Below are 16597 nucleotides of genomic sequence, written 5' to 3' on the forward strand. Positions count from 1 at the left end.
GTCCTGCGGCCATGGAACGGGGCTGTTCATGCATAACAAAATCAGTGCATGCTGATGCATGATCTTGCGCGGATAAGACCGGTTCGCAACCGGCGCGACACTCCGGGACGGGGAGCCCCAAAGCATGGCGTTGATGGAAGTCGGGCTGGACGACAAGTACCGGTTGGACGCAAAGCGAATCTTTCTGTCCGGGACCCAGGCGCTGGTCCGCTTGCCCATGTTGCAGCGCGAACGCGATCGCGCCCAGGGGCTCAAGACTGCAGGCTTCATCTCCGGCTATCGCGGCTCGCCGCTCGGTATGTACGACCACGCGCTGTGGCGCGCGAAATCCTTCCTGAAAGAACATGACATCGCCTTCGTGCCCGGCCTTAACGAGGATCTCGCTGCGACCGCGGTGTGGGGCAGCCAGCAGGTCGGTATGTTCCCGGGTGCCAAGGTCGATGGCGTGTTCGGCATCTGGTACGGCAAGGGCCCCGGCGTCGACCGTTCGCTGGATGCGCTCAAGCACGCCAACTCGGCCGGCACTTCGGCCAACGGCGGCGTCATCGCGCTCGCCGGCGACGATCATGGCTGCCAGTCCTCAACATTGGCGCACCAGAGCGAGCAGGTGTTTGCTTCCGCGCTGATGCCGGTGGTCAATCCGGCGACGCTGCAGGATTATCTCGATCTCGGCATTCTCGGTTTCGCGCTGTCGCGCTATTCCGGCTGCTGGGTCGGCTTCAAGGCGATCTCGGAGACGGTGGAAAGCTCGGCGTCGATCGTCAGCGACCCCGATAGAATCAGGATCATCACGCCCGATGATTTCGAAATGCCGCCGGGCGGATTATCGATCCGCTGGCCCGATCCGCCGCTGGAGGCGGAGCGGCGGCTGCATGGCGCGAAGATGGACGCGGTTGCGGCTTTCACCCGCGCCAACCGGTTTGACCGCATCGTGCTGGATTCGAAACCTGCGCGGCTCGGCATCATCGCGACCGGCAAGGCCTATCTCGATCTGCGCCAGGCGCTGGCCGATCTCGGCATCAGCGACGGCGACGCGCAGGAGCTCGGCCTGCGCATCTACAAGGTGGCGCTGACCTGGCCGCTGGAAGAACGCGGCGCACGCGCCTTCGCCGAAGGCCTGCAGGACGTGCTCGTCGTCGAGGAGAAGCGTGGCTTCATGGAGGACCAACTGGTCCGCATCCTTTACAATGTCGACGCCTCGCGGCGTCCTTCCGTGGTCGGCAAGCGCGACGAGAGTGGCGCGCCGCTGCTGCCGAGCGAAGGCGAACTGACGCCGACCATGGTCGCCGCTGCCGTCGTGGCGCGCTTGCGCAAACTCGGCCATCGCAGCCCGCTGCTGGAGCAGCGGCTTGCAAAACTCGAGGCGTTCGATCGCCCCGTGGAGGGCGTCGGTGCCGCAAAGCTGCAGCGCACGCCGTATTTCTGCTCGGGCTGCCCGCACAACACCTCGACGAAGATTCCGGAAGGCAGCCGCGCCATGGCCGGCATCGGCTGTCACGGCATGGCGCTGTCGATTCCCGCGCGGCGCACCCAGACCATCTCGCATATGGGCGCGGAGGGCGTGGCCTGGATCGGGCAGGCGCCGTTCACCGACGAGCAGCACGTCTTCCAGAACCTCGGCGACGGCACCTACACCCATTCCGGCCTGCTGGCGCTGCGCGCGGCGGCCGCGGCCGGCGTCAACATCACCTACAAGATCCTCTACAACGACGCGGTGGCGATGACCGGCGGCCAGCCCGCCGAAGGCGCCTTCAACGTCTCGCAGATCGCGCATCAGGTCGCGGCCGAAGGTACAAAACGTCTTGCGATCGTCTCCGACGATCCCGACAAATATCCCGCCAATTATTTCCCGGCAGGCGCCACCATACATCATCGTCGCGAGCTCGATGCCGTGCAGCGCGACTTGCGCGACATCCCGGGCCTCACGGTCCTGATCTACGACCAGACCTGTGCTGCCGAAAAGCGCCGCCGCCGCAAGCGCGGGCTCTATCCCGATCCGCCGAAGCGCGTCTTCATCAATGAGCGCGTCTGCGAAGGCTGCGGCGACTGCTCGCAGGTCTCGAACTGCGTCTCGGTGCAGCCGCTGGAAACCGAGCTCGGCCGCAAGCGCCGCATCGACCAGTCGAACTGCAACAAGGATTTCTCCTGCATCGAGGGCTTCTGCCCGAGTTTTGTCACCGTGCTCGATCCCAAGCTGCGCAAGGCGGACCGCACTGCGGCCGATCCCAAGGCGCTGTTCGCGGATCTGCCGACGCCGCCGACACCGACGCTCTCCGGTCCCTACAACATCCTGGTCACCGGCATCGGCGGCACGGGTGTGATCACCATCGGCGCGCTGCTCGGCATGGCCGCGCATGTCCAGGGACTGGCCTGCTCGACGCTCGACTTCACCGGCCTGTCGCAGAAGAACGGCGCCGTCATGAGCCATGTGCGGCTGGCACCCGTTGCGGATGATCTCGCCAGCGTCCGCATCGCGCCCGGCGGCGCCAACCTCATTCTCGGCTGCGACATCGTGGTGGCGACCAGCATCCCGGCGCTGACCCGCGCCGAGCGCGGCGTCACCCGCGCCGTGGTCAATGCCGATCTGCTGCCGACCGCGAGCTTCGTGATCGATCCCGACATCGATTTCGAGGCCAGTTCAATGCGCGATGCGCTGAACGAGGCGGTGACGCCTGGCGACCTCGACATCCTCGATGCCACCGGCCTCGCCACCGCGCTGATGGGCGACAGCATCGCGACAAACGCTTTCATGCTCGGCTTCGCCTTCCAGCGTGGCGCGATCCCGCTGTCGCTCGAAGCGATCATGAAGGCGATCGAGCTCAATGGAGCCGCGATCGAGATGAACAGGCTGGCGTTCTCCTGGGGCCGGCTCGCCGCGCACGATCTGCCGCGCGTGGTCAGCGCCGCGCGCTTCAAGAGTGCGGGACAGGCGCCGGCGAAGCGCTCGCTGGATGAGACCATCGCGTTCCGCACCAAATTCCTGACCGACTATCAGGACGAGGCCTACGCAAAACGCTATCTCGCCGATGTCGAACGCGTCCGTGCCGCCGAGACCGCATCCGCGCCCGGTTCGCAGGAACTGACGGAGGCCTTCGCAAAGGGTTTGTTCAAGCTGATGGCCTACAAGGACGAATACGAGGTCGCGCGGCTCTATAGCGATGGTGAATTCACGAAAGCCCTTCGCGAGCAGTTCGAAAGCTCGTCGAGCTTGAAAATCCTGCTCGCGCCGCCGCTGCTGGCGCGCCGTGATCCCGTCACCGGCCATCTGCAGAAGCGCGAGTTCGGGCCCTGGATATTCAAGGCGTTCGACGTCCTCGCCAGCCTGAAGCGCTTCCGCGGTACCGCCTTCGACATCTTCGGCTACACCGCCGAGCGCAGGATGGAGCGGGCGCTGCCGGGCGAATATTCGGCGACGATCTTCCGGCATCTCGGCGGCAAGGCGCTCGACCTGCCGCGGCTGGTGGCGCTGGCGAAATCGGCCGAGTTGGTGCGCGGCTACGGCCACATCAAGGAAGCCAACGTCGCGCGCTACCGCGCTGAATGTGCGCGGCTGGAGAAGGCGATCGGCCAGCCGGTGGCGCAGGCGGCGGAATGAAGCATGATCATGCTTAAAACATAGGCTTTCGCGACGATGAACGGCCGCGGGAACTTTCCGCGGCCGGCTTGGTTCACCAGTAACCTTGCCGGCGGGAATGGCTGGAATTACCGGCCCGGCTCCCTACATCATGCTCATTGTTTCCCTGAGTGATTTCAGGAGGCCTTGAATGGTCCTGAAAAGCGCTTTCGTTGCAGCGGTTTGCACCCTCGTCGTGGCGTTGTCCGGCTCCGCAAGGGCCGACGAATACCGTCCGGGCGAGTTCTTCACGCTCGACCTCTCCAAGGCTGTGCTGTCGCCGAAGCGGCTTGGGCCGCCGGCGGAATTCGCATCCGTTCCGGTGGAGGCCAAGGCCGACCGTAGCCTCGAGCCGCAGGCCGCCGTCGAGCCGAAGGTCATATCCGAGCCCCCGGTCGAGCGCCGCAAGATGGTCCGCACCAGCAAGGTGACGGAAGAGCCGGCCGAGCGTCCGCGCGCCACCGCGCGTGCGCATGTCCCGGCGCGGGCAAAGCTTGCGCGCCGGCACACCAATCCGCTCGACGCGCAGGCGCGCGACACGCGGATCCAGACCTGGCCGTGCCGCTCCGGCGGCATCTGCAACTGGCGGCGGTGAGCGGTCATCTTCCTGTCGCAAAACCGTAAGGTCGGAGTCAGAAAACCGTAAGCGCGGAGTCAAGGAGCGCAGGCACAACCGTCGTCGCGACTCGACGAAGGTTATTCGATGCCGATATCCGCAGCCGCCGGCCTCACCCGGCGACAGCTCCTGGTCCGCTCCGCCTCGACGGCCGCGCTCGCCGGCCTCGGCAGTCTTGCGAAGCCCTATCTCAGCCGCGCTGCCGATCGTCCGCAGATTGCCGGCGGCATTCAATCCGGCGACGTCGCCTCCGACTCCGCAGTGATCTGGGCGCGCGCCGATCGGCCGGCGCGGATGCAGGTCGAATGTGCAACGGTGGAAAGCTTCTCCACCATCCTGCGAACCGCCACCATCGACGCACTGCCCGAGCGCGACTTCACGGCCAAACTGCTGCTCGATGGCCTGCCGGCCGGACAGGACGTCTTCTATCGGGTGCGCTTCGAAGACGCCGATGGTCTCCGCGGCGAATCCCGCATCGGCCGTTTCCGCACCGCGCCGACGGGCCGTCGCTCCGTCTCGTTCGTCTGGTCCGGCGACACCGCGGGACAAGGTTGGGGCATCGATCCCGCGCGTGGCGGCATGCGCACGTATCGCACGATGCTGAACGAGGCGCCGGATTTCTTCATTCATTCCGGCGACCACATCTATGCCGACTGCACGGTGCCTTCGACGCTGCAACTGCCCCATGGCGAGACCTGGCGCAACATCGTCACGGAAGAGAAATCCGTCGTCGCGCACAGCCTCGCCGAGTTTCGCGGCAACTACAAATACAACTGGCTCGATGAGAACTTTCGCGCCTTCCACGCCGACGTGCCGATGTTCGCGCAATGGGACGATCACGAGGTCACCAACGACTGGTCGCCGATCGGCAGTGCCGACGACACCGGCTATGACGAGGATGGCACCTCGCGTCTCGTGGCGCGGGCGCGCCGTGCCTTCCACGAATTCATGCCGATGCGGCTGATGCCGGAGCGCGACGGCCGGGTCTATCGCAAGATCGCCTATGGTCCGCTGCTCGACGTCTTCATGCTCGACATGCGCTCTTACCGCGATTCCCTCTGGAACAAGCAGGGCGATCCGAACCAGACTTTCATCCTCGGCCCGACGCAACTCGCCTGGCTGAAGCGCGAGCTGGTCGCATCGAATGCGACCTGGAAGGTGATCGCCGCCGACTTGCCGATCGGCCTGATCAGCCTCGACGCCGTCGCGCTCGGCGACGGGCCGCCGGAGCGGCGCGAGCACGAGATCGCCGATCTGCTCGGCTTCATGAAGCGCGCCGGCATCCGCAACACGGTGTGGCTCACCGCCGACATGCACTACACCGCCGCGCATCACTACGATCCGAACCGCGCCGTGTTTAGGGATTTCGAGCCGTTCTGGGAGTTCGTCTCCGGCCCGCTGCACGCCGGCAGCTGGTCGCCGGGTGAGCTCGACAACACCTTTGGCCCGAAGGCGATGTACCAGAAGGGCTGCACGGCGGAGCAGGGCGACAATCTCGCGCCATGCTTCGGGTTGCAGTTCTTCGGCCATGTCGCCATCGACGGCCGGACCGAGGTGATGACGGTGACCTTGAAAGATGTCGACAACCGGAATCTCTGGTCGGTCGATATCGCGCCGCGGCCCGATGCGCGGCCGGGCCAGATCATGGCGCAGCATATTTAGCCCAAGGCGAGTCGCGGCATCTTCAAGTCGCGACATCTTGATGACCGGGCATCTTGCCCGGCGCGCCCCTTTGCAGGCAGACTGCGATCGGCAGACCTGCCGTCTCTTTCCACAAACCCATTTGCTTGCGCGATGCCGCTGTTTTTTCCCTGGTGGCGCACGTCTTCAGGAGCCATGCATGGACAATCTCAAAACCCAGGGCATCAGCCTGCCCAAGCTCGGGCTCGGCACCTACCGCATGCAGGGCGACGTCTGTCGCGCGGCGGTCGAAAGCGCACTCACCCTCGGCTACCGGCATATCGACACCGCCGAGATGTACGGCAATGAGGACGCGATCGGCGCCGCGATCGCGGCCTCGAAGGTCGCCCGCAACGACCTGCATGTCACCACCAAGGTCTGGAACGAGAATCTGACGCCGGACGCGATGCGCCGAGCGTTCGACACCAGCTTGAAGAAGCTGCGGCTCGATCATGTCGATCTCTATCTCGTGCACTGGCCGGCGCGGAACATGAACCTGCGCGCGATGTTCGAGACGCTCTCGAAGCTGAAGGACGAGGGCCGCACTCGCGCCATCGGCGTCGCCAATTTCAACATCGCGCTGCTGAAGACCGTGGTCGAGGACATCAAGGCGCCGATCGCCTGCAACCAGATCGAATATCACGCGATGCTGGACCAGACGAAGGTGCGAGGCTATCTCGCCAAACACGCGATTCCGCTGGTCGCCTATTGCCCGCTCGCGCAGGGGCGCTTTGCCTCCGACGAGACGATGGCGAAGATCGGCAGGAAGCATGATGCGTCGGCTGCGCAGGTCGCGTTGAAATGGTTGCTCGATCAGGACGGCGTCGCCGCGATCCCGAAGGCGTCGCGCGCGGAGAGCCAGCAGGCCAATCTCGATGCGCTGAAGGTCGAGCTCGATGACGACGACCGCAAGGCGATCGCGGCGTTGCGCAAGGACATGCGTTGCGTGAATCCGGGCTTTGCGCCGGCGTGGGATTGAGAGTGTGGAATGCGTAGGGTGGGCAAAGGCGCTCTTGCGCCGTGCCCACCATTCCCGGCGTGCTCGTGATGGTGGGCAGGCTTCGCTTTGCCCACCCTACGAACCTAGAAATCGCGCAAGAAAAATGGCTCCTCGCGGAGCCATTTCCTCGTGTCGGTTCTCAGTAACGATGCTTCTTCACGATCACGACGCGGTCGTGATGATGACGATCCCAGCCACGATGCCAGCCGCGGTCATGACGCATCTCGGCGCGCGCGCCGTGCCAGCCATAGTGATGGCCGCCGCGCTTGACCACGATGGTCTCCGCGCTCGCGATCGACGGCAATGCCACGGCAAGCGCACCAAGGGCTGCAACAACAAGACCAAGCTTCTTCATCTCATCCTCCTCAAAAATCGAGCGAGGATGAAACAGCGCGTGGATTGAAACGTTCCGAAGGAACCTGAAGAGTTTTCTGAATGGATGTTCAGCAAGACCACGCGCGTGCGGCTTTCGTTGCGCTGTTTGCGAACCGACTGAGCCAAACAACTCAGTGTCGTCCTGGCGAAAGCCAGGACCCATGACCACAAATGCGAATCGTTGCGCGACGCTGCGGCAACGGTCCCTTACACAACAAGACTCGGTGGTAATGGGTCCTGACTTTCGTCAGGACGACGGCGAAGCGCTTGCGCAACCGGCGCGTCCGACGCATCTTCGCGCCTGGCCCTACCGGTCGCCGTTTGCGGTGAGGTGAGGGCGGCTTCCTGTTTCGTCATTGATCCGGATCAAGGACGGGACCGTCTGCTCCTCGATAATCGCCAACAGATCGAGGGCGGAACGTGGTTGGCAGGCAGGATCAGTCGGCAAGCGTATCGGCTCTCTCAGAGGCAGAGAGGGCGGAGGAGGCGACGTGGCACTCCGAGGAGCGCGAGTTCTTGGCTCAACTCGGCGCGGCCATGCGTCACGCGCGCCAAAATCGTGAGATGTCGCGCCGCGATCTGGCGCGCCGATCCGGCGTGTCCGAGCGCTACATCGCCATGATCGAGGCCGGCAAGGGCAATGTCTCGATCGTGTTGCTGATCCGCCTGCTGAAGGTATTCCGCAGCGATGTCTCCGATGCAGCGTGAGGTCGCCGAGCGGTGTTACGCCCGCTTCTCCACATTGCTGCTGCGCGCGGGCACGCCGAACTCCCGACGGCAGACGTCTGCGAGCACGGCGACGCCCTCGCGGATCTGCTGCTGCGAGGGGCTCGCGAAGCAGAGCCGCAGCCGGCTGCCGGAGAACGCCTTGTCGGTCGACCATTCCGGCCCCGGATTGATCGAGACGCCCGCCGCCAGTGCCGCCTGATAGAGCTTCAGCGTATCGACATTGTCGGGCAGCTTGACCCAGAGGAAGATGCCGCCCTTCGGCGCCTCGAATTCGGCAGCTGTGCCGAACTGCTCGGCCAATGCCTCCATCAGCGTGTCGAGCTTCTTGCGCAGGCCCTTGGTCAGCCGCGGCACATGGGTCGCAAAATGCGGCGCGCAGAATTCGGCCAGCACCATCTGCTCCAGCGCGCCACTTCCGGCATCGGTCTTCAGCGCCAACATCCGCGACATCACATCCCAGGGCGCGACGATGAAGCCGACGCGGAGCGCCGGCGCGATCGATTTCGAGAACGAGCCGATATGGATGACGCCGCAATGCTGGCTCATGGCGTAGATCGCCGGCGGTCGCTCGCCGGTCCAGATCAGATCGGCGTAGCAATCGTCCTCGAAGATCGGCACGCCGTACTCTTGCGACAGAAGCAGCATCTCGGCGCGCCGGCTCTCGGGCAGGATCGAGCCGGTCGGGTTCTGCACGGTCGGGATGGTGTAGATGTATTTCGGCGTGATGCCGCGCCGCTTGTGATCGGCGAGCGCTGATGCCAACGCATCCATCCGCATGCCCTCGGCATCGAGGGGGATGCCGACCTTATTGACGCCGAGCCGGGTCAGGCGGTTCAGCGAGCCCTGATAGGTCTCCTGCTCGACCAGCACGGTGTCGCCCCTCGTGAGCAGCGTGGCGTTGACGAGATCGAGCGCCTGCAGCGAGCCGGAGACGATCATGAGGTCATCAGGCGTGCAGGTGATGCCGGCGTCGCGCTTGAGTTTCTGGGTCAGGAATTCGCGCAGGCGGACATAGCCCTGCGGCCCGCCGGCAAGATTATAGGTCGCGAGATTCCTGCCCTCGCGTTTCATCACCGCATTGAACGCCTCGAGCAGGCCATCGACCGGCACCTGCTCGGGATCATTGTTGCCGCCGACAAAGCTGTACTTTGCAAGCCCGGTCCACCGTGCCGCGGGCGCGGGCAGGCCGGCCGGCAGCAAGGGTGCAAAGTCGAATCGGGCTGATGTGGACATGGAATTTCGCTCCCGTCTTGTTTTTGTTTGAGAGGACCGTTGCAGTCCTCCGGTCTTGCTTGGTCTAAAGCGCGATGAGATTAGGTTGAATCGTCATCGCGCTTTAGCTCTTTGTTTGAGCATGATCTTTTCGGAAAACCGCTTCACACTTTTCCGGATCATGCTCTAGTTCTTGACCAGCCGGATCGAACGCCCCTGGCTGACGAAGGCATAATGCCCCGGGCCGACGCCGCCGACCATCAGCGCTTCCACCGCCGGTTCCGCAATCTCGTTTGGCGCGGCCCAATCGACCACGAAATTGGCGCCGGTGCCGCCGCGGGTATCCGTGGTTGCGATGAAGACCTCGACGGTGGCAAACGGCTTCAGGGCGATCGGCGCCTTGAGGTAGTTTTCCACCATCTTGCCTGATGTGTCGAAATAGGCGATCCGCTTCAGCACCAGCGGCTTGGTCTCCGAGGCGTTGTGGACGCTCAGCGTCACCGAGAAGTCGGCCCGAAGCTTGCCCTGGCTCATCGACACGCTGGAGTAGACGGGCACGTAGAAGGCGCCGGAGACGGTCAGGGGCTCCGTCGGGACCGCGGTCAGCGAGCCCGCAAATGTCTGCTCGATACTTCCGGCGGATTGCGCCAGCGCCGCGGTCGTGCGCACGGTGAACAGGCAGGCCAGAATCGCGATAGACAGGGCGCCTGCGCGGATGTGACACATTGCTCGTTTGATCCTGGAGCCCAGCCCTCTAGAGCTATTTTCGTTCCGATGGAATCGGAACGGAGCTCTGGATTCTTGTTTCGACGCGTTTTCTTTACGCGAACCGGTAGCCACTTCGCTTGAAAACGCTTTAGGTTGCGGCATTGGGAAGTTTTGACGCATGCATGAGCTCGTTGGCGATATCACTCTATGTATCCTGTTTGCCTGGGTGCTCGGCCTTCTGGCGCATTTTTTCCGGCAGCCGCTGATCCTCGCCTACCTTATCGCCGGGTTCCTGATTGGTCCATTCGGCATGGGCTGGGTCAAGTCCCAGGAGTCGATCAGCGTCATCTCCGAGCTCGGCCTGATCTTCATGCTGTTCATGATCGGGCTCGAGATCGACCTGAAGAAGATCATCCGCGCCGGCAAGGTGATCCTGTTCGCGGCCGCGGGCCAGTTGCTTGGCGGCTGCCTGCTCGGCACGCTGTTCTTTGTCGCGATCGGTCTTGCGCTCGGCGGCGGCAAGTTCGATGCGCTCTATCTTTGCGTCGCCTGTGCGCTGTCCTCGACCGTGATCATCGTCAAGGTGCTCTACGAGAAGCGCGAGCTCGACACGCTGCCCGGCCGCATCACGCTCGGCGTGCTGGTGCTGCAGGATATCTTCGCCATCCTGTTCCTGGCGGTGCAGCCGAGCCTCGACAATCTGCAGGTCACGGTCGTGCTGATCTCGATCGCCCGCGTCGCGGCGCTGGTCGCGACCGCGCTGGTGCTGAGCCGCTACGTGCTGCCGCGGCTGTTCCACCAGATCGCGCGGCGGCCGGAACTGATGATGCTCGGCGCGCTCGCCTGGTGCTTCCTGGTCGGGGAGATCGCCGAACGGCTGCACCTGTCGCGCGAGATGGGCTCGCTGGTTGCCGGCGTCTCGCTCTCGACCTTCCCTTACGCGCTCGACGTCACCGCCAAGGTCACCACCCTGCGGGATTTCTTCATCACGCTGTTCTTCGTCGCGCTCGGCATGACGATCCCGATCCCCGGGCCGTCAGTCATCGCCCTCGCGCTTGTGATCGCCGCCTTCACGGTGGCGAGCCGCATGCTGACCACCTTCACGCCGCTCTATCTGATGAAGCAGGGCCTGCGCGCCAGCCTGCTGCCGGCGATCAATTTGGCGCAGATCTCGGAGTTCTCGCTGGTGGTGATTCAGACCGGCGTCGCCGCCAATCACATCACCACGGCGACCGCGAGCGCCGCCTCCTTTGCCTTCGTCGTGCTGGCGGTGCTCTCGACCTTCGTGATGGGCCGCAGCGACCAGGCGGTCCGCGGCCTGATCGGGTCCTTGAAGCGGATCGGCATCCGCGATCTCGATCACGGCCACGAGGAGGGCGGCCATGAGGGTGACCACGGCGAGATCAACCGCATCGTGATCCTCGGCTTCTTCCGCGCCGCCAGTGCGCTGCTCAGCCAGATCGAGCGGCAGAACCAGTCGCTGCTGGAGCAGATCAGCGTGATCGATTTCAATCCCGTCGTGTTCCGCACCCTGACCGACCGCGGGCTGCACGTGATCTATGGCGACATCAGCAATGTCGACACCCTCGTCCATGCCGGCATCGGCAAGGCCGAGATCATCATCCTGAGCGTGCCGGATTTCCTCCTGGTCGGCGCCGACAACGAGAAGCTGGTGCGCCACGTCCGCACCCTGAACCCGACCGCGAAGATCGTCGCCACCGCCGACCTCCTGGCCGACGTCGCCGATCTCTACGCCGCCGGCGCCGACTACGTCACCGTCACCCGCATCAGCGATGCCGGCGAGCTCTACGCCGTGATCGAGGCGGCCGACGCCGGCCTGCTCGACGACAAGCGCGCCGAGATGGACGCGCAACTCAGCGAGCGGCGCGAGGTCCTGCCGTAGGACGGCAGATACCTCCCGACATGCTTGCCGGACGCATGGCGGCCTGCATAATGATACTGGCGCGCGGTTCGGAACCCGGCTAATCCACTGCCTGCAAATAACGAGATATCAGGACAATGGCCGATACGATCCAGGAAGTGCTGCAAGCCTTTGCGCGGGGCGAACTCGTCGTCGTCACCGATGATGACGACCGGGAAGGCGAGGGTGATCTGATCGTCGCCGCCTCGCTCTGCACGGCGGAGAAGATGGCTTTCATCATCCGCCACACCTCCGGCATCGTCTGTGCGCCGATCACGACCGACGATGCACGGCGGCTGCGGCTCGATCCGATGGTGGCGCATAACGACTCCAGCCACACCACCGCCTTCACCGTCTCGATCGACTACAAGCCCGATGGCGGCACCGGCATTTCCGCCGACGAGCGTGCCTCCTGCTGCCGCGCGCTCGCCAATCCCAATGCCGGCGCCAACGACTTTGCCCGCCCGGGCCACATCTTCCCGCTGATCGCCCGCGACGGCGGCGTGCTCTTGCGCTCCGGCCATACCGAGGCCGCGGTCGATCTCTGCAAGCTCTCCGGGCTGCCGCCGGTCGGCGTCATCTCTGAATTGATGAACGACGACGGCACCGTGATGAAGGGCGAGCAGGTCGCGAAATTCGCCGCCGCCCACAGGCTCAAGCACGTCACCATCGCCGACATGATCGCCTATCGCCAGGCCCGCGAGAAGCTCATCGAACGTGTCACGACCTTCACCGTCGAGAGCCCGATCGGCCCGCTGCAGGGCTATGCCTACCGCTCGCCGTTCGACGAGATCGCCCATGCCGCCTTCGTCTACAACGGCATCGGCGACGGCAAGAACGTGCTGACCCGGCTGCACAAGCCCAACATCGTCAAGGACCTCTTCACCGGCCAGGCGCGGATGGAAGCCGTGCTGCGCCATTTCAAGCTGGCCGGCCGAGGCGTTCTGGTATACCTGCGCGACGGCGCCGCCGGTGTTCCGGTCCAGCCCGTCGGCGAGCCGAAGAGCGCGGAGGCCGATCGCAACAGGCAGTGGCGCGAGGTTGGCGTCGGCGCGCAGATCCTCAGGGATCTCGGCATCACCTCGATCGTCAACCTGACCTCCTCGGTGCATGACTACAAGGGCCTGTCCGGCTTCGGGATCGAGATCGTGTCCAACGAGCGGTTGGAGACCTGACGGCAGCCAAGTTCCGGTCGCGCGAGGTTGCGCCGGAATTATTTTAAGTATAAAATATCTAGGATCGATGCGAAAGGATAAGCCATGAGCGTAAGCCCGAAGGCCAAGGACAAGCCGGCAGCCGCCAGCTTCCAGTGGGACGACCCGTTTCTGCTCGACGATCAGCTCACCGAGGATGAGCGCCTGATCCGCGACACCGCGCGGGCCTATGCGCAGGACAAGCTGCTGCCGCGCATCACCAAGGCCTATCTCGAAGAGAAGACCGATCGCGAGATCTTCAACGAGATGGGCGAACTCGGCCTGATCGGCGTCACGCTGCCGGAAGAATATGGCTGCGCCAACGCGAGCTACGTGGCCTACGGCCTGGTGGCGCGCGAGATCGAGCGCGTCGATAGCGGCTATCGCTCGATGAACTCGGTGCAGTCCTCGCTGGTGATGTATCCGATCTACGCCTATGGCGACGAGACCCAGCGCAAGAAATATCTGCCGAAGCTCGCGACCGGCGAATGGGTCGGCTGTTTCGGCCTGACCGAGCCGGATGCCGGTTCCGATCCCGGCGGCATGAAGACCCGCGCCGAGAAGGTCGCCGACGGCTACAAGCTGAACGGCGCCAAGATGTGGATCTCGAACGCGCCGATCGCCGACGTGTTCGTGGTCTGGGCCAAGTCGGCCGCGCACGACAACCAGATCCGCGGCTTCATCCTCGAGAAGGGCATGAAGGGCCTGTCGGCGCCGAAGATCGGCGGCAAGCTCTCGCTCCGCGCCTCGATCACCGGCGAGATCGTGATGGACAACGTCGTGGTGCCCGAGAGCGCGCTGCTGCCCAACGTCTCCGGCCTGAAGGGCCCGTTCGGCTGCCTCAACCGCGCTCGCTACGGCATCTCCTGGGGCGCGATGGGCGCCGCCGAGGACTGCATGGCGCGCGCCCGGCAATACACGCTCGACCGCAAGCAGTTCGGCCGCCCGCTCGCCGCCACCCAACTGGTGCAGAAGAAGCTCGCCGACATGGAGACCGATATCGCGCTCGGCCTGCAGGGTAGCTTGCGCGTCGGCCGCCTGATGGACGAGGGCAAGATGGCCCCGGAGATGATCTCGATCGTCAAGCGCAACAATTGCGGCAAGGCGCTCGACATCGCCCGCATCGCCCGCGACATGCACGGCGGCAACGGCATCCAGATCGAGTATCACGTGATGCGCCACGCCGCGAATCTGGAAACCGTGAACACCTATGAAGGTGCGCACGACGTCCACGCGCTGATCCTCGGCCGCGCCATTACCGGCATCCAGGCGTTTTCGTAAGAGGTACGAGAGCGCCATCAAAGACGCTGTCATCGTCCGCCCTGTGCGCATTTGCGCACTGGAGCGAACGACCCAGTATTCCAGAGGCCTCTCGTCCAATCCCGACTGCCGGTGTTTACTGGATCCCCCGCTTTCGCGGGGGATGACACTGAGTGTAGGTGCCCATGGCCGACAACGACGACATCCCGTTCAACCGCGATTTTCCGCTGAAGCCTGGCATCGTCGAGGAGGTCCGTCCCGGCGTCCGCCGCGTTCTCTGCAACAATCCGAGCCCGTTCACCTTCACCGGCACCGTCAGCTACATCGTGGGTACCGGCAAGGTCGCGATCATCGACCCGGGGCCGGACAATGCGGCGCATGCGGACGCGCTGCTCGACGCGGTGCGGGGCGAGACGGTGACGCATATCCTGGTCACCCACACCCACCGCGACCATTCGCCGAACACCGCGCGGATCAAGGCCGCGACCGGCGCGACCGTCTATGCCGAAGGGCCGCACCGCGCCTCGCGCCCGCGCTTCGAGAGCGAGAAGCACAATCCGGAATCCGGCGCCGACCGCGACTTCCGCCCGGACGTGCAGGTCAAGCATGGCGACGTCATCGAAGGCGCAGGTTTTGCGCTCGAGGCGGTGGCAACGCCCGGCCACACCGCGAACCATCTGGCGTTTGCGTGGGGCGAGCGCAGCCTCACTTTCGTCGGCGATCACGTGATGGGTTGGTCGACCTCGATCGTGGCGCCGCCCGACGGCTCGATGATCGACTACATGGCTTCGCTCGACGTGCTGGAGCAGCGCCCCGAGCAATTATACTTCTCCGGCCACGGACCCGAAATTCCCGAAGGCCCGCGCTTCGTCCGCTTCCTGGCGCGCCACCGCCGCGCGCGCGAGACTTCGATCCTGCATCGCCTGGCCAAGGGCGAGGCCGACATCCCGACCATGGTGCGTGCGATTTATATCGGGCTCGATCCGCGCCTTGCGGGCGCCGCCGGCTATTCGGTGCTGGCGCATCTGGAAGACCTGGTCGCGCGCGGCGTGGTCGCGACCGACGGCGATCCCGTGATCGGCGGCACGTATCGGCTGGCCTCTTAACCTCTCCCCGCTCTTTGCGGGGAGAGGTCGAAATTCGAGCGCAGCTCGAATTTCGGGTGAGGGGCAAGGCACGCTCCCAATCCGACTTCGGTGCTCGCGGAGAGAAGCCCCTCACCCCAACCCTCTCCCCGCAAGAGCGGGGCGAGGGGGCGCACCTGTGCGCTATTTCTTCACCGTCTTCGCCGGCGGGGTCTTGGTCGGCGGCGGCGTGGCCTTCTTGACCGGCTTTTGCGCGGCCGCTTCGGCGGCGGTGTTGATGTCCTCGATCAGCTTGGTCACGCGCGAGGCGTTGCTGCCGAGGTCGGCGTCGAAATAGCGCGAGGCGGAACGGATATCGACCCGGGAGTCGTCGCCGTCGGGCGTGACGCGGATCGAGACATCCTCGCGGAATCCCATAATCGGCGTGCGCGCCACCGCCTCGATCCGGCCGATCCGGCGCGGCGGCGTCGGCGGGCGCTCGTCGATCACGATCCATTTGCGGCGGTTGACGAGCTTCAGCGTCACCTCATAGGCGCGGTCGACCGGCACTTCGAGCTCGACCGGCTCGATATCGGGATAGGCGATGCGCTGCTGCTCGGCCGAATAGAGGCCGGCATAGACGGCCGGATTGACCCCATCGCCGGTGCGCAGGCGCGCCAGCGCCTCGAAGCGCGGCGGATCGATCGGATCGGTGGTGATGTCGTGGATCTTTGGCAGCTTCTGATATTTGAGGCCGAGATAGGCGGGGTAGGCGAGCACGACCGCGTCGATCAGGAACGCCAGCAGGATGCGGCTCATGCCGCGGCTGCCGTTCTGCCAGATCGCGGCAAAGGCGCCGAGCCCGACCAGGATCGACAGCCCCGCGCAGGCCAGCGCCCCGAAGAAGGTCGCCATCGCCGGCTTGATCTCGAGGAAATCGAACCGGACGATGATGACCGAGACCACCACCACGATGACCGAGAAGATCGCAAGGTTGCGCGACCAGGTGGCGAGGCCGGACACGGGCTCCGACTGGTAGGGAGCGGAAAACCTGCGGGCCATTCGATAAAATCTGCCTGATGGTGCTCTGCCGGCGCTTAAGGCCGGCTCCAATGGCCCCGTGAGACCATGGACCTGCGGCAAATTCAAGGGATTTGGGCTGTCGCCCTTGCCTCTCCCGCTTGCGGGGGAGGCCGACGCACTCGAAGAGTGCGGCGGGTGGGGGT

General features: G+C 64.7%; 13 protein-coding genes. 9 read left to right on the forward strand and 4 right to left on the reverse strand.

The window, feature by feature from the left end:
• The first annotated feature begins 124 nt into the window (after positions 1-124).
• From JQ604_RS04165 to JQ604_RS04180, 4 genes are all read left to right on the forward strand, one after another.
• Positions 125-3595, forward strand: a complete 3471-nt coding sequence (locus JQ604_RS04165) for an indolepyruvate ferredoxin oxidoreductase family protein (protein ID WP_212353396.1) — start codon at positions 125-127, stop codon at positions 3593-3595.
• 169 nt (positions 3596-3764) lie between these two features.
• Complete coding sequence (locus JQ604_RS04170) at positions 3765-4208, forward strand: hypothetical protein (protein ID WP_212353398.1); 444 nt, start codon at positions 3765-3767, stop codon at positions 4206-4208.
• A gap of 108 nt (positions 4209-4316) precedes the next feature.
• The gene (locus JQ604_RS04175) at positions 4317-5891 is read left to right on the forward strand and encodes an alkaline phosphatase D family protein (RefSeq protein WP_212353401.1); all 1575 of its coding nucleotides are present in this window, start codon (positions 4317-4319) and stop codon (positions 5889-5891) included.
• Positions 5892-6069: 178 nt separating this feature from the next.
• Positions 6070-6888: an aldo/keto reductase gene (locus tag JQ604_RS04180; protein WP_212353404.1), complete on the forward strand. Its 819-nt coding sequence runs from the start codon at positions 6070-6072 to the stop codon at positions 6886-6888.
• Positions 6889-7048: 160 nt separating this feature from the next.
• On the opposite strand, the gene JQ604_RS04185 is transcribed toward JQ604_RS04180, so the two are convergent.
• Entirely contained in the window at positions 7049-7264 is a 216-nt protein-coding gene (locus JQ604_RS04185) for a hypothetical protein (protein ID WP_212353407.1), read from the reverse strand.
• 440 nt (positions 7265-7704) lie between these two features.
• Between JQ604_RS04185 and JQ604_RS04190 the strand changes: the two genes are divergently transcribed.
• A complete protein-coding gene (locus JQ604_RS04190; protein WP_349631048.1) occupies positions 7705-7992 on the forward strand; it encodes a helix-turn-helix domain-containing protein in 288 nt (95 codons plus the stop codon).
• Positions 7993-8007: 15 nt separating this feature from the next.
• Here JQ604_RS04190 and JQ604_RS04195 read toward each other — a convergent pair whose 3' ends face one another.
• Together JQ604_RS04195 and JQ604_RS04200 are read right to left on the reverse strand one after the other, a co-directional pair.
• A complete protein-coding gene (locus tag JQ604_RS04195) occupies positions 8008-9246 on the reverse strand; it encodes a PLP-dependent aminotransferase family protein (RefSeq protein WP_212353410.1) in 1239 nt (412 codons plus the stop codon).
• 165 nt (positions 9247-9411) lie between these two features.
• Positions 9412-9951: a DUF3124 domain-containing protein gene (locus JQ604_RS04200; protein WP_212353413.1), complete on the reverse strand. Its 540-nt coding sequence runs from the start codon at positions 9949-9951 to the stop codon at positions 9412-9414.
• A 160-nt stretch (positions 9952-10111) separates the two neighbouring features.
• Here JQ604_RS04200 and JQ604_RS04205 point away from each other — a divergent pair, with 160 nt between their 5' ends.
• The 4 genes from JQ604_RS04205 (at position 10112) to JQ604_RS04220 (ending at position 15413) form a co-directional block, all read left to right on the forward strand.
• Positions 10112-11836 carry a cation:proton antiporter gene (locus JQ604_RS04205; protein WP_212353415.1) on the forward strand — a complete coding sequence of 575 codons (1725 nt, stop codon included), beginning with the start codon at positions 10112-10114 and terminating at the stop codon, positions 11834-11836.
• 116 nt (positions 11837-11952) lie between these two features.
• Entirely contained in the window at positions 11953-13029 is a 1077-nt protein-coding gene (gene ribB / locus JQ604_RS04210) for a 3,4-dihydroxy-2-butanone-4-phosphate synthase (RefSeq protein WP_212353418.1), read from the forward strand.
• Between the two features lie 84 nt (positions 13030-13113).
• Complete coding sequence (locus JQ604_RS04215) at positions 13114-14328, forward strand: acyl-CoA dehydrogenase (protein ID WP_212353421.1); 1215 nt, start codon at positions 13114-13116, stop codon at positions 14326-14328.
• 164 nt (positions 14329-14492) lie between these two features.
• Positions 14493-15413 (forward strand): MBL fold metallo-hydrolase, encoded by a 921-nt coding sequence (locus JQ604_RS04220; protein ID WP_212353423.1) that lies wholly within the window; start codon positions 14493-14495, stop codon positions 15411-15413.
• 162 nt (positions 15414-15575) lie between these two features.
• On the opposite strand, the gene JQ604_RS04225 is transcribed toward JQ604_RS04220, so the two are convergent.
• Complete coding sequence (locus JQ604_RS04225; protein WP_212353426.1) at positions 15576-16433, reverse strand: DUF1499 domain-containing protein; 858 nt, start codon at positions 16431-16433, stop codon at positions 15576-15578.
• Positions 16434-16597 lie beyond the last annotated feature (164 nt).

This window comes from Bradyrhizobium jicamae (assembly GCF_018130695.1).
GTDB classification, from domain to species: domain Bacteria; phylum Pseudomonadota; class Alphaproteobacteria; order Rhizobiales; family Xanthobacteraceae; genus Bradyrhizobium; species Bradyrhizobium jicamae_B.